This window comes from Streptococcus sp. HF-2466, from assembly GCF_015594645.1.
Classification (GTDB): Bacteria; Bacillota; Bacilli; order Lactobacillales; family Streptococcaceae; genus Streptococcus; species Streptococcus anginosus.
In genome coordinates, this window is sequence record NZ_JADNQU010000008.1 from 1 (window position 1) to 13,347 (window position 13,347).

13 protein-coding genes and 1 pseudogene are annotated in these 13,347 nt (G+C 39.2%); all 14 read left to right on the forward strand.

Translation table 11 applies throughout. The features are described 5' to 3' along the window. Positions 1-1,994 (forward strand): annotated as a pseudogene (locus IYQ91_RS06995) (hypothetical protein); the annotation flags it as partial. Between the two features lie 19 nt (positions 1,995-2,013). Beyond that, positions 2,014-2,337, forward strand: a complete 324-nt coding sequence (locus IYQ91_RS07000) for a hypothetical protein (RefSeq protein WP_195673444.1) — start codon at positions 2,014-2,016, stop codon at positions 2,335-2,337. 3 nt (positions 2,338-2,340) lie between these two features. After that, on the forward strand, positions 2,341-2,571 hold the full coding sequence (locus tag IYQ91_RS07005) for a hypothetical protein (RefSeq protein ID WP_022524853.1): 231 nt from the start codon (positions 2,341-2,343) through the stop codon (positions 2,569-2,571). A 1-nt stretch (position 2,572) separates the two neighbouring features. Next, complete coding sequence (locus IYQ91_RS07010; protein WP_022524852.1) at positions 2,573-2,857, forward strand: hypothetical protein; 285 nt, start codon at positions 2,573-2,575, stop codon at positions 2,855-2,857. Next, positions 2,835-4,136 carry a LysM peptidoglycan-binding domain-containing protein gene (locus IYQ91_RS07015; RefSeq protein WP_195673445.1) on the forward strand — a complete coding sequence of 434 codons (1,302 nt, stop codon included), beginning with the start codon at positions 2,835-2,837 and terminating at the stop codon, positions 4,134-4,136. The genes IYQ91_RS07010 and IYQ91_RS07015 overlap by 23 nt, the downstream gene beginning before the upstream one ends. A 447-nt stretch (positions 4,137-4,583) precedes the next feature. Continuing rightward, positions 4,584-5,045 carry a Fur family transcriptional regulator gene (locus IYQ91_RS07020; protein WP_003031404.1) on the forward strand — a complete coding sequence of 154 codons (462 nt, stop codon included), beginning with the start codon at positions 4,584-4,586 and terminating at the stop codon, positions 5,043-5,045. Between the two features lie 141 nt (positions 5,046-5,186). Continuing rightward, a complete protein-coding gene (locus IYQ91_RS07025; protein WP_003023729.1) occupies positions 5,187-5,879 on the forward strand; it encodes a phosphoglycerate mutase in 693 nt (230 codons plus the stop codon). Positions 5,880-6,035: 156 nt separating this feature from the next. After that, a complete protein-coding gene (gene pbp2b, locus IYQ91_RS07030; protein WP_195673493.1) occupies positions 6,036-8,096 on the forward strand; it encodes a penicillin-binding protein PBP2B in 2,061 nt (686 codons plus the stop codon). 10 nt (positions 8,097-8,106) lie between these two features. After that, positions 8,107-8,703, forward strand: coding sequence for a recombination mediator RecR (gene recR, locus IYQ91_RS07035; RefSeq protein ID WP_003023742.1), 597 nt, complete (start codon positions 8,107-8,109; stop codon positions 8,701-8,703). A 132-nt stretch (positions 8,704-8,835) separates the two neighbouring features. Further along, the gene (locus tag IYQ91_RS07040; RefSeq protein WP_195673446.1) at positions 8,836-9,882 is read left to right on the forward strand and encodes a D-alanine--D-alanine ligase; all 1,047 of its coding nucleotides are present in this window, start codon (positions 8,836-8,838) and stop codon (positions 9,880-9,882) included. A 131-nt stretch (positions 9,883-10,013) separates the two neighbouring features. Continuing rightward, positions 10,014-11,384: a UDP-N-acetylmuramoyl-tripeptide--D-alanyl-D-alanine ligase gene (locus tag IYQ91_RS07045; protein ID WP_195673447.1), complete on the forward strand. Its 1,371-nt coding sequence runs from the start codon at positions 10,014-10,016 to the stop codon at positions 11,382-11,384. A 38-nt stretch (positions 11,385-11,422) separates the two neighbouring features. Next, positions 11,423-11,926 carry a DUF1697 domain-containing protein gene (locus tag IYQ91_RS07050; RefSeq protein WP_195673448.1) on the forward strand — a complete coding sequence of 168 codons (504 nt, stop codon included), beginning with the start codon at positions 11,423-11,425 and terminating at the stop codon, positions 11,924-11,926. A gap of 3 nt (positions 11,927-11,929) precedes the next feature. After that, a complete protein-coding gene (locus IYQ91_RS07055) occupies positions 11,930-12,628 on the forward strand; it encodes a TIGR02206 family membrane protein (RefSeq protein WP_003023748.1) in 699 nt (232 codons plus the stop codon). Positions 12,629-12,634: 6 nt separating this feature from the next. Continuing rightward, complete coding sequence (locus IYQ91_RS07060) at positions 12,635-13,315, forward strand: TIGR02206 family membrane protein (protein WP_195673494.1); 681 nt, start codon at positions 12,635-12,637, stop codon at positions 13,313-13,315. Positions 13,316-13,347: the final 32 nt, after the last annotated feature.

Here is a 13,347-nt window from a genome sequence, read left to right on the forward strand (position 1 = left end):
ATAGCAATACAGGGACGACAGGAACAGTCTTTACTTGGAATAAACCGACAGGTACTTATCATTTGCGAGTGAATACTTATCATAAAGACGCTCGAAAAAAAGTTTGGGAAGTCAAAGTCGAGCAAGGGACTATCAAGACTGATTGGAGCCCAGCACCAGAAGATGTCGATGAGCAAATAACCGTTGCCAAAACCACATTAGAAAAAACTGCGGAAGGTCTAAAAACAGACATGGTTGCAGTTAAAAACTACGTGGCCGACGATGGCAAACGTAGGGATGAGCTGGAAAAATACAGCAGAGAAGAAACTGCTAAGCAGATAGAAGCTGAACGAATTAAAACAGCTGAAAATTACGTTGGCAAAAGCCAGTATACGGAAGATGTAAGAGGCATGAATCGGCGGTTTGAGGAGTTGCGGACAGGAACTAGTAACTTACTCTTAAACACAGAGTTTAATAAAATTTCAGACATTAACAACGTTAATAATCCTACGATTAAACTCAATCAAAATGACTATAACGGTCACAACTCAATTGAGGTAACTGTGACGGGTCAAACTAAGAATGCGTGGAAGGGTATTACCTTAAATGCGCTAACGCTTGCATTTAAGAAAGGCGACACAATCGCTGTCAGAATGCCTATTTACATTTTTTCTGACGTTCCTATAAATGCAGGCTTAATGCTTTTATTAAAAAACCACCCTAAAAATATAGGTTATGTTTCAAAAAGTTTGGAAGACTTACCTCGGAACAAATGGCACATTGTTGAATTTCTGCACACGTTTAATAGTGACGTTAATTTTGAAGGCGTGGATTACTTTTATCTGTATATAACGCAAAACGGACACTATAAAATAGCGGAGCCATTGCTCACGCTATCAAACGTAATCCCGTCAAGTTGGGCGCCAGCGGTAGAGGATAGCAAAAGCTATACAAACACTAAGCTTGCAGAATACAAGCAGGGCGTGGACGGTCAGCTTGCGGCAGTTAAGCAAGAGGTCGGCAGTAAGGTCTCACAGACTACGTTTGACCAACGAGCAAACCAAATCACGCAGTCAGTACAAGAGTTAAGCAATAACACCGTCAAGAAGAACCAAATCAAGATTGACGAGAACGGCTTGGTCTCTAGCTCTGAGAAAACAGTCAACGGTCAAACGTTGGCCAGCATGATTTCTCAGAATCCTGAATGGGTGGAAATCATCGCTAAGCTGTTAAAGATTAAGGGTGACATGATTGTCAATGGTGCAATCACAGCTGATAAGCTAAATATCAAAGAGTTGAGTGCTTTAGCTTCGAATTTAGGTAAGGTTAAAGCTGGTGAAATTATCAACGAATACCGAACCGCTGGAACTTATGGAGAAATTAAGATTGGCGATAATATCAAAATTACTAATCACAACACCGCAGGAGCTCGCTCTCATATTCCAAAAGAAGAAATCATGATGCTTCCAAACGGCTTCCTGATGAATGCTTATGATGCAGCAGACCGATTGACTTATACAATGCGCATTTCTCCCGAAGTGATAGAGTTTCAAAAAGTCAATAATACCCAAATGCAGAGTGGGACGGGTTCTTGGAGTTTGGGTTATTCAAACTCTTACTCATTGCTAAGCATTGACGCTATTTTGCAAAAAGTGAGACTGCAAGCGACTTCTAACTTAATGTGGGGTATTGGTGCGACATTCGTCCGTATAGGTAATCTTGTGACGATTTCTGTAACAAGGGTCATCAAGAATATTGCAAGCGTGGTTGAAAACGCACGAGCAAATGAGAGGATTCCTGACGGCTTCAAGCCAATCTCACAAGTACATTTGACACTAACTGGTAACTTCAATGCGACAATCGATGCTACTTGTGTTGTCCATCTTGAACCAGACGGAACAATCAACTACACGAATAATAAGTCAGGCAATCGTGTATGGACAGGAACCGTCACGTATACGACTGTTGATGATTTTCCAATTGTCGGAAATATACCAAATGGAAAACTTATATAAGAATAAAAGGAGAAAAGAAATGACAGAACTTTTAAATGTTGACACAATTATAGAGCCGTTTGATTTGCAGACGGCTCTTAGATATATGGACGAAAACGGCGAGTTTATCCGTTTTAAAAACGATGTAGAAGATTACTACATTTACAAAGAAACGCAAAAACGCCCCGCAATTGTGGGCGGCAAACGTAAATTGGTGGAAGTACCGCTTGTTTGGGCGTTTGACCGATATAACAATTCAATTACGACTTTCCGCTTTACAAATATGTTTGATAAAGCATTTTATATCATGAAATTTGACGAAGCGGGTGAACCAATCTGGGATGCCCCTGCTAAGAAGGAGTAGTGTATGGCACCAGACGTCATAAATGCGGTCGTGACAATTAGTGCTTCCTTAATCGGAACATTTGGCGGGATTATTACTAGTGCTAAGATAACTACTTTTCGGATTCAGGAATTAGAAAAGAAAGTGGAAAAGCACAATAGTGTAGTAGAGCGAACCTATCGCTTGGAAGAAAGAACGAATTACCTTGATGAGCAAATTGACAAGCTCGAAAGCAAAATTGAAAAGGAGAAATAAGATGCAACAAATTTTAATCACAGCGGGGATTATTGCCCCCATCATTTCAGCAATTGTAAATGTCGTTAAGACGCAATTCAATCTAAACGGAAAACAAGTATCTACGTTAGCTCTCGGTTTGGGGATTATTGTAGGTCTTGCGTACGCCGCAACAATTGCACATGGTGATTATGCTGCGTATGGTTGGGGCGGGCTAATTGCCGGCTTATCTGCTATCGGCTATTACGAATTGGCTTTTAAAAATAAAAAAGGAGACACAGCGGATGACACAGAAAAAGAAAATTAAGCAGCTTTTAGCTCTTGTTACAATCGTACTTGGTTTCATGCTTCCTACTGCTGCACAAGCAGCGGTAGGAGATCAAGGCGTGGACTGGTCTGTCTATCAAGGGACAAGTGGTATCTTTGGATACGGGCATGACAAGTTTGCTATTATCCAAATTGGCGGTATCAATGCCTATGGTATGTACGGACAGTCAACTTACGAAACACAAGTGGCAAGTGCTATCGCACAGGGTAAACGTGCTCATACTTATGTTTGGTACGAGGTGGGCGGCAATGCTGCTTTGGGTGAGCAAGTACTTAAAACCTTCTTGCCGCAGGTACAAACACCAAAAGGGTCAATTGTAGCTCTGGACTATGAGAGCGGAGCGAGCGCTAGCAAAGAAGCCAACACAAACGCAATTTTGCATGGGATGCGTATGATTAAGGCAGCGGGTTACACGCCTATGTACTACTCCTACAAGCCTTACACGCTTGATCACGTTGATTATAATCGGATTTTAGCCGAATTTCCAAATTCTTTGTGGATTGGAGCTTATCCAGATTACAACGTGACCCCATCACCAAACTACAACTTTTTCCCGTCACTCCCAGGAATTGCAATATTCCAATTCACCTCAACTTACATTGCAGGCGGACTTGACGGTAACGTGGATTTGACTGGTATCACAGATAACGGTTATGGTCGTAAGAATACACCTAAAACACAAACGCCAGCGATTAAAGAGGGCGAAAAAGCTGATAACACATCGAAAAGCGATATTAAAGTCGGCGACACAGTCAAGGTTAATTTCTCGGCTACCAACTGGGCGACAGGAGAAGGGATTCCTGATTGGGTTAAAGGTCGGTCTTATCAAGTAGCAGAGGTGAGCGGTGATAAGGTGTTGTTAGCAGGCATTAACTCTTGGATTTACAAACGAAATGCAGAGATTATCTCTACTACCACCAGCCAACCTCAAGCCCCGGCCGGTTCAAGTGCCGGCTCATATACAGTACAATCGGGCGATACGCTCTCTGGAATTGCGGCTAAATACGGCACAACTTACCAACGATTAGCGGCTCTAAATGGCATTAGCAATCCTAACTACATCTATGTTGGCCAAATCCTAAAAGTGACGGGACAAGGCCAATCAGCACCTCAAGATGTGTCTTATCATACTGCGCAATGGGGCGACACGCTCTCTGGCATGGCTGCTCAATACGGTACAACAGTAGAGAATATTCAAGCGCTCAATGGATTGTCTGGTGATCTAATCTATGCGGGCGTAACTTATAGGATAAAATAAGATAAGTAGAGCCCTTTGGAAAATCCAGAGGGCTTTTTTTCGTGGCCGGAAAGTGGTATAATAGCGTAAAAGAAATCACAGGTTAATTTTTATGCCCCAAAGAATCCAGAAAGCCCTGTTGGGGCAAAACTGGGGCATAAGTCCAAAACTTACTCGGACTTATTAAATAAATTTAAATAGGTTTGCTATTTATAACTCCTTATATAAAAAGAATTTCTACTATATAAAATTAACGGAAAATATTAATATTGAAAAGACGCTGTTAAATAATGAAACTTTAAAAAGCTTATTGTACCAACGTTTCGGCGTTATACAATAGGCTTTTTTCTTGTAAAAGTGCAGACAAGGAGAACAATGTTATCATTTGAGTTTATTTACAATCATTCTAAATATGCATTTTTCTATTTTCATGATATAATAAAGGAAAAAATCATGAGCAGGTAGGAAATGAACTCACATCCTTATTTAGAAACCACAGTTCAAGGTGATTATGAAAACGTTATTCAACGATTGAAAACAAAGGGAGTGCGTATTACAGAGACTAGAAAGGCAATCATTGCCTATATGATTCGGACGCATGAACACCCAAGTGCGGAAGCAATTTATCATGATTTACTTCCTGACTTTCCTAATATGAGTTTAGCAACAGTTTATAACAATCTCAAAGTTTTGGTGGAAGAGGGTTTTGTAGAAGAAATTAAGATTAGCCATGATAAGACAACCTATTTTGATTTTATGGGGCATGAACATCTGAATGTTGTCTGTGAAAAATGTGGTCGAATTGCAGACTTTGAAGATGTAGATATACCTGATTTGAAGCGCGAAGCCGAAGAACAAACGGGTTATAAAATTACAAAGACACAAGTTTTGATGTACGGAATTTGCCCTGAGTGCTCGAAAAATAGTTAAGGAATTGATGTACATTGCTTGAATAAAGTAAATTATCAAAAATCAAATATTCTCCCATTGATACTGGATTTTTTTGAAAAAATTTTGTAAAATAGAGTAGTGACTGTGAGACAGTTTTCAAAAATCAAAGGAGAATTTCTAATGGTAAAATTAGTTTTTGCTCGCCACGGTGAGTCTGAATGGAACAAAGCAAACCTCTTTACAGGTTGGGCTGATGTTGATTTGTCTGAAAAAGGGACGCAACAAGCTATTGATGCTGGTAAATTGATTAAAGAAGCTGGTATTGAGTTTGACCAAGCTTACACATCTGTTTTGACACGCGCTATCAAAACAACAAATCTTGCCCTTGAAGCGGCAGGTCAACTTTGGGTGCCAGTTGAAAAGTCATGGCGTTTGAATGAACGTCACTATGGTGGTTTGACAGGTCAAAACAAAGCTGAAGCAGCTGAAAAATGGGGTGACGAACAAGTTCATATTTGGCGTCGTTCTTATGATGTATTGCCACCAGCTATGGCAAAAGATGATCAATATTCAGCACACACTGACCGTCGTTATGCAAATCTTGATGACTCAGTTATTCCAGATGCAGAAAACTTGAAAGTAACCTTGGAACGCGCTCTTCCATTCTGGGAAGATAAAATCGCTCCAGCTTTGAAAGACGGTAAAAATGTATTCGTAGGTGCACATGGTAATTCTATTCGTGCCCTTGTAAAACACATCAAAAAATTGTCAGATGACGAAATCATGAATGTGGAAATTCCTAACTTCCCACCACTTGTATTTGAATTTGATGAAAAATTGAATCTGGTGAAAGAATACTATCTTGGAAAATAAGTCCAATATAATATTAAGAGGCTCTGCGTAAGCAGGGCTTTTTAATATCATGCAAAGCTTTCGTTTTTTAGCTGTATTTTTTATCAATGTTTTCCATTTTCCACGACTTCATTTAGGTGGATTTATGGTACAATAAAAGATAGCATTTTGACTAGAATGAGAGAAACCATGTCTAAGAAAAAAAGAACATTTAATAGCCATTCAATCCCACGACGTTTGAATTTATTATTTGGAATTGTGATTTTACTGTTTATGAGTCTGATTGTGCGTTTGGGCTATATGCAGGTTGTCCATAGAGATTTTTATACAAAAAAATTAGCGACAGCTAGTAAGACTAAGGTGACGACCAGCTCGGTTCGGGGGCAGATTTATGATGCGAGTGGGAAACCGTTGGTTGAGAATACAACCAAGCAAGTCGTTTCTTTCACACGTAGCAACAAAATGACGGCTGCAAAGATTAAAGAAATTGCTCAAAAATTGCTTCCATTGGTTTCTATTTCCAACGCAGACGTTACTGAGCGTCAACAAGTAGATTATTATTTGGCAGACAGCGAGGTTTATAAGAAGGTCGTTAATCAGCTGCCTAAAAATAAAAAATATGGTACAGATGGAAATCGTTTGGCAGAGTCTCAGATTTATAATAATGCCGTTAAGAATGTTGATGTAGCAAAGTTAAACTACTCAGATGAAGATAAAAAAGCTATTTATTTGTTTAGTCAGATGAATGCTATTTCTAATTTTGAGACGGGAAATATTCGTACGGATGATTTATCAGCTGATCAGATTGCGACAATCGCCTCTAGCTCGAAAGAACTGTCTGGTATCAGTATTACCACCAGCTGGGACAGGAAAGTGTTGGATACTTCTTTGGCTTCTATCATCGGAAGTGTTTCAAGTGAAAAGGCAGGGCTGCCCGCAGAAGAAGTGGATACTTATTTGAAAAAAGGCTATTCCCTTAATGATCGTGTTGGGACGAGTTATTTGGAAAAACAATATGAGTCTACACTTCAAGGAAAACGCGCAGTCAAAGAAATCAATCTTGATAAAAATGGAAATATGGAAAGCGTGAAAAATATTTTCAATGGTAGTAAGGGAAATAATCTAAAATTAACAACAGATTTAGCTTTTCAGAACGGTGTAGAAGACATTTTGAGAAAGTATTTTAGTGCGGAATTAGCGAGCGGAAATGCGACATATTCTGAAGGCGTATATGCTGTTGCGATGAATCCTAAAACGGGTGCTATTTTAGCCATGGCTGGTCTGAAGCACGATACCAATACAGGCGAACTAACAACAGACTCTCTTGGAACGATTATGAACAACTTTGTGCCGGGTTCTGTGGTGAAAGGAGCTACTTTAACAGCTGGCTGGGAATCTGGAGCTATCACAGGTAACCAAGTTCTGACAGATCAACCGATTTCTTTTGGAGATTCCTCTGCCATCACTTCTTGGTTCACACAATATGGGGCTCGCCAAATTACGGCTTTAGAGGCACTAGAATATTCATCCAATACTTATATGGTTCAGCTAGCTTTAAATATGATGGGAACGCCTTATACGCCCAATATGGCAATTGATTTGACGAATTTGAACTCCTCTATGGACAAATTGCGTAAAGCCTTTGCTCAATATGGCTTGGGAGCATCTACAGGAATTGATTTGCCAAGTGAATCAGAAGGTTACACACCTAAAAAATATACGTTTGCGAACTACTTAACCAATGCTTTTGGGCAGTTTGATAACTATACTCCAATGCAGTTGGCGCAATATGCTGCAACGGTAGCTAATGGCGGTACTCGTATTGCACCGCACTTAGTAGAAGGAATTTATGACAATAATGAGACGGGCGGGCTTGGAAAGCTGATTGAATCCAAGTCAACCAAAGAGCTGAATAAAGTTGATATTTCAAAAGAGAATATGGATTTGATTCGACAAGGTTTTTATCAGGTAGTTCATGGAACAAGTGGCTTTACCACAGGGCGTACTTTGTCACAAGGTGAAGCAGTGCCGATTAGCGCCAAAACAGGGACGGCAGAAACCTTTGCAGGTGGAAAGAAAGCCATTAATACGAATGTAGTGGCTTATGCGCCAAGTAACAACCCGCAGATTGCAGTGGCAGTTGTGTTCCCGCACAATACAAACTTATCGTCAACCGTTAGCCATAGTATAACTCGTGATATTATTAACTTGTATCATCAACAGCATCCAATGAATTAGAAAGGATACTATGCTTTATCCAACACCGATTGCAAAATTGATTGATAGCTTTTCAAAATTACCAGGAATTGGCATAAAAACAGCAACGCGTTTGGCGTTTTATACCATTGGTATGAGTGATGATGATGTCAATGAATTTGCTAAAAATTTGCTTGCAGCGAAACGTGAGCTGACCTATTGTTCTATTTGTGGTAATCTAACGGATGATAATCCTTGTGCTATCTGCACCGATGAGACACGGGATCAATCTACTATTTTGGTTGTAGAAGATAGCCGAGATGTATCTGCTATGGAAAATATTCAAGAATACCATGGTTTGTACCATGTTTTGCAGGGATTGATTTCTCCTATGAATGGTATTGGACCAGACGACATCAATCTGAAAAGTCTCATTACACGGTTGATGGATAGTGAGGTAACAGAGGTAATTGTGGCAACCAATGCGACAGCAGATGGGGAAGCGACTTCCATGTATATCTCGAGGGTGTTAAAGCCAGCTGGTATCAAGGTAACCCGCCTGGCTCGTGGATTAGCAGTTGGTTCTGATATTGAATATGCAGACGAAGTGACGCTGCTTCGGGCTATTGAGAATCGCACGGAATTGTAAAAAAGAAAATAGAGCTTTCCTTTAAAAGAAAATGGAAGCTCTTTTTCTATTCAAAAACAATCTAAAATATGATATACTAAAAAGCGATTAAATTTGTAGATTTCTTTTAAGATAAGAAGGTTAGGTATAAAAATGGCAAAACAACAAATTATTCTCCTTTACGGTGGTCGCAGTGCCGAACGAAAGGTCTCTGTCTTATCAGCGGAGAGTGTCATGCGTGCGATTGACTATGATAAATTCTTTGTGAAGACTTATTTTATCACACAAGCGGGTGACTTTATCAAGACGCAAGAATTTTCAAGCAAACCTGCTGATGATGAAAAATTGATGACAAATGATACCGTCATTGAGAGTCAAAAAATGAAGCCGAGTGATATTTACGAAGAAGGGGCGGTTGTGTTCCCCGTTCTTCATGGTCCAATGGGAGAGGACGGGTCTATCCAAGGATTTCTTGAAGTGTTGAAAATGCCTTATGTGGGTTGCAATATCCTTTCTTCTAGTGTTGCTATGGACAAAATCACGACAAAACGAGTGTTAGCTTCTGCTGGCATTCCGCAAGTTCCCTATGTAGCAGTGATTGAAGGGGAAAATATAGACGAAAAGATTGCAGCAGTAGAAGCCAATCTGACTTATCCAGTTTTTACAAAACCGTCAAATATGGGATCTAGTGTCGGCATTTCTAAGTCTGAAAATCAAGATGAATTGCGCTCTGCTCTTGAATTGGCTTTCAAATATGATAGCCGTGTCTTGATTGAGCAAGGTGTCAATGCGCGTGAAATTGAAGTTGGTTTACTTGGAAATGAAGGAGCCAAAAGCAGTTTGCCAGGTGAGGTAGTGAAAGATGTTGCTTTCTATGACTACGAAGCCAAGTACATTGACAACAAAATCACCATGGATATTCCTGCAAAACTCTCTGAAGATGTCATTGCCACTATGCGGCAATATGCTGAAAAAGCATTCCATGCTATTGGCGGTGTTGGTTTAGCTCGCTGCGATTTCTTTTATACTGATAAGGGCGAGATTTTCCTTAATGAGTTAAACACGATGCCAGGTTTCACTCAATGGTCGATGTATCCGTTGCTTTGGGAAAATATGGGCATTTCTTATACAGATTTGATTGAGAAATTAGTTCTCTTAGCGCAAGAAACATTTGCAAAACATGAAGAGCATTTGTTGTAAGACAAGATTGAAAGAGCCGAAAGGTTCTTTTTTCTATTGTTTTAGTATGTCTTTGGCGAGTGTGTGTAAAAGTAGGTTATTCTGTGGTATAATGAGAGAGTTAGAGAAATTTAAGACATATAGGTGAAAAAATGCAATTAACGTTCTATGAAGTAGCTTCTGTATTGAAAGCACAAAATGATGTTCATCAATTTCCAGATTGTACATTTGGAAAGGCAGAATTTGACAGTCGATTGATTGGAGAGGGAGACTTGTTTGTTCCTCTTAAAGGAGCACGTGACGGGCACGATTTTATTGTGACGGCATTTGAAAATGGTGCTGTGGCAACCTTGTCAGAAAAAAAATTGGGCGACTATCCTTATATTTTAGTTGATGATGTATTGGCAGCGTTGCAGCGTTTGGCACAGTATTATCTGGAAAAAATGAAGGTAGATGTCTTTGCAGTTACGGGTTCTAACGGTAAGACGACGACCAAAGATATGCTGGCTCACCTCTTGTCAACAACTTACAAGACTTATAAAACGCAAGGAAACTACAATAATGAAATTGGTCTTCCTTATACGGTTTTACACATGCCAGATGACACCGAAAAATTGGTTTTGGAAATGGGACAAGATCACATGGGGGATATTCACCTTCTGTCCACAATTGCGCAGCCAAAAGTAGGTATTGTGACGCTGATTGGCGAAGCGCATTTAGAATTCTTTAAAAGTCGTCATGAAATTGCAAAAGGAAAAATGCAAATTGCCGACGGCATGAAAGACGGGACTCTTTTGGTTGTTCCAGCGGACAAGATTATCAATGATTTTCTACCGAGCCAGCAAAATGTAGTCCGTTTTGGTCCAGACGAAGATATTTTCCTAACGAAATTAGAAGAACGAAAAGATAGTTTGACTTTTGAAACCAATTTCTTAGATAACGCCATTGACCTTCCAGTAACTGGGAAATACAATGCAACAAATGCCATGATTGCAGCTTATGTGGCATTGAAAGAAGGAGTAACACAAGATAAGATCCAAAAAGCATTTGCCACGCTTGAATTAACACGAAATCGCACCGAGTGGAAGAAAGCTAAAAATGGTGCGGATATCCTTTCAGATGTTTACAATGCCAATCCAACCGCTATGCGATTGATTTTAGAGACATTTTCAACGATTCCGTTTAATGAAAAAGGTCGGAAACTGGCAGTTTTAGCTGATATGAAAGAATTGGGGGTTGATTCTAAACAAATGCATGGTGCCATGATAACCAGCCTAAATCCAGAAATTCTCTCAGAAATTTTCCTTTATGGAGAGGACATGGCTGCTCTATTTGCCTATGCTAAGGAAATTTTCCCGCCTGGAAAAGCCCATTATTTTGTAAAAAATGCTGAAAAAGATCAATTTTCTGACTTAGTAAAGGCTGTTAAAGAAGCACTCAAACCAACGGACCAATTGCTGATAAAAGGAAGTAACTCTATGAACTTAGCTAGTTTAGTGGAGGAATTGGAGAATGAAGGGTAACAAATAAAGTACAGTATCTTGCCCTCCTTCGTGGTGTGATGCCAACAGGACCAAATCGGATCCCTAAGATGAGTGATTTGGTTCAAATGTTGGAACAATCTGGTTTAGATAATGTTTCAAGTTATATTCAATCAGGCAATGTGATTTGCGAAACAAGCCTACCAGCTGAAGAATTAGCACAACACATGCATCGGGTGATATTGGAAAGCATTGGTGCAAATTTATCCATTATCGTAAAAGAAAAGTCCGATTTAGAAAGGGCTATTTTAGGAAATCTCTTTTCTGAGGAGTTGGATTCGTCACGGATTCATCTCGTTTTTACAAACAATTACATTTCAACGGAGCAATTGGCAGAACTGCAAGTAATGAACTTTATGGACGAAATATTTGCAGTTGGAACTGCTTGCCTTTATATGTATTTACCAAGAGATGCCAAAAAAAAGAAGTTAAATAATAATTTTCTTGAAAAGAAGTTAGGTATTGTCGCCACAACAAGAAAGCTGAGTGTTATCAAAGAATTAAGTAATAGGATGGTTGAGTAGGAGATGAATCTACAAGAATTTTTTACAAGTCATAAAACGGAGGCCCCTCAATTAACTCCATTTTGGTATGGAATGATGTTTTTAGGAATCATTTATGTCATGTATAGTGCTGTAAAATATCATAAAAACAGGCGCTATCAGAACTTTTTGAAAGCTGTACAAGGTTTACAAATTTTAGTGCTTTATGGCTGGTATATTGTGACCTTGTCACCAATTTCTGAATCACTTCCTTTTTATCATTGCAGATTGGCGATGTTTGCTGTTTTGCTACTGCCTGATTCTTCAACCTATAAACAGTATTTTGCGCTTTTAGGAGTATTTGGACCTATTTGTGCATTGGTCTATCCTTTATTTGACCCATTTGCTTTTCCTCACATCACTTTAGTCTCCTATTTAATTGGTCACTATGCTCTTTTGGGAAATTCTCTCACATATTTGCTGAATCATTATGATAGCGAGTTATTGAGTTTACGGCGAATTGGAGAGATTAGCTTTAGTATGAATCTTTTATTACTATTTGTAAATTTGGTGAGTGGTGGAAATTATGGATTTTTGAAAGTACCACCTTTAGTTGGAAGTCATGGAATGATTGCTAACTATATTTTTGTTTCATTGATCTTGATTTTAGCAATTTTCGTGGTTTCTCTGATCTTTAAACAAATTAGACGAGAACAAGGAGAAACAGTAAGACAGGAAAATTAAGCTATGCTGAATGATTTTTTAACGACTCAAAAGACAGCACCGCCTCCCATTTCTGCTATGGGCTATGTGACGATGATAGGAATTCTCTTGTTCCTCATTTATATTTCAGTTCGCTATGCGCAAACCCCACTGTATCAGAAAACTTTTAAATATTTACAAGCTTTTCAATTAGTTATACTTTATTCTTGGTATTTTGGTTTCCATATTTCATTTGCAAATAATCTGCCTTTTTATCATTGCCGCTTAGCCATGTTTGCCATGTTGCTGCTGCCAGATAAATGCCGAAGCAAACAGTATTTTGCTCTTTTAGGTGTCAGCGGGGCGATTTTTGCCATTGGTTATCCAGTTTTTGACCCCTATGATTTTCCGCATATCACTAGTTTTTCATTTCTTCTGGGGCATTACTGCCTCTTGATTAATTCGCTGGTTTATCTTATCAACCACTATGACCAGCAGCTTTTGAAGAAGTATGTGATTGTAGGCTACACTTTTGCCTTGGATTTGTTTTTAGTTGGTGTCAATGCCGTCACTGGTGGAAATTATGGATTGATGACTCATCCCCCGCTTATAAAGGGAGACCGAATCTGGGTGAACTACGTACTTGTCTCATTGGTTCTGGCCACCGCTTTGCTTCTTTTTGATGAATATTTTAAAAGGCGATGGAAGAGGCAATCAAAACCGGTTTAAAATCTCAACCATTATATCCTCTGTCAAATTTA

Bases quoted from the DNA above. Each gene is read 5' to 3' on its own strand.
- IYQ91_RS07000 (WP_195673444.1), top strand. From the start codon at position 2,014: ATGACAGAACTTTTAAATGTTGACACAATTATAGAGCCGTTTGATTTG.
- IYQ91_RS07005 (WP_022524853.1), top strand. From the start codon at position 2,341: ATGGCACCAGACGTCATAAATGCGGTCGTGACAATTAGTGCTTCCTTA.
- IYQ91_RS07010 (WP_022524852.1), top strand. From the start codon at position 2,573: ATGCAACAAATTTTAATCACAGCGGGGATTATTGCCCCCATCATTTCA.
- IYQ91_RS07015 (WP_195673445.1), top strand. From the start codon at position 2,835: ATGACACAGAAAAAGAAAATTAAGCAGCTTTTAGCTCTTGTTACAATC.
- IYQ91_RS07020 (WP_003031404.1), top strand. From the start codon at position 4,584: ATGAACTCACATCCTTATTTAGAAACCACAGTTCAAGGTGATTATGAA.
- IYQ91_RS07025 (WP_003023729.1), top strand. From the start codon at position 5,187: ATGGTAAAATTAGTTTTTGCTCGCCACGGTGAGTCTGAATGGAACAAA.
- pbp2b (WP_195673493.1), top strand. From the start codon at position 6,036: ATGAGAGAAACCATGTCTAAGAAAAAAAGAACATTTAATAGCCATTCA.
- recR (WP_003023742.1), top strand. From the start codon at position 8,107: ATGCTTTATCCAACACCGATTGCAAAATTGATTGATAGCTTTTCAAAA.
- IYQ91_RS07040 (WP_195673446.1), top strand. From the start codon at position 8,836: ATGGCAAAACAACAAATTATTCTCCTTTACGGTGGTCGCAGTGCCGAA.
- IYQ91_RS07045 (WP_195673447.1), top strand. From the start codon at position 10,014: ATGCAATTAACGTTCTATGAAGTAGCTTCTGTATTGAAAGCACAAAAT.
- IYQ91_RS07050 (WP_195673448.1), top strand. From the start codon at position 11,423: ATGCCAACAGGACCAAATCGGATCCCTAAGATGAGTGATTTGGTTCAA.
- IYQ91_RS07055 (WP_003023748.1), top strand. From the start codon at position 11,930: ATGAATCTACAAGAATTTTTTACAAGTCATAAAACGGAGGCCCCTCAA.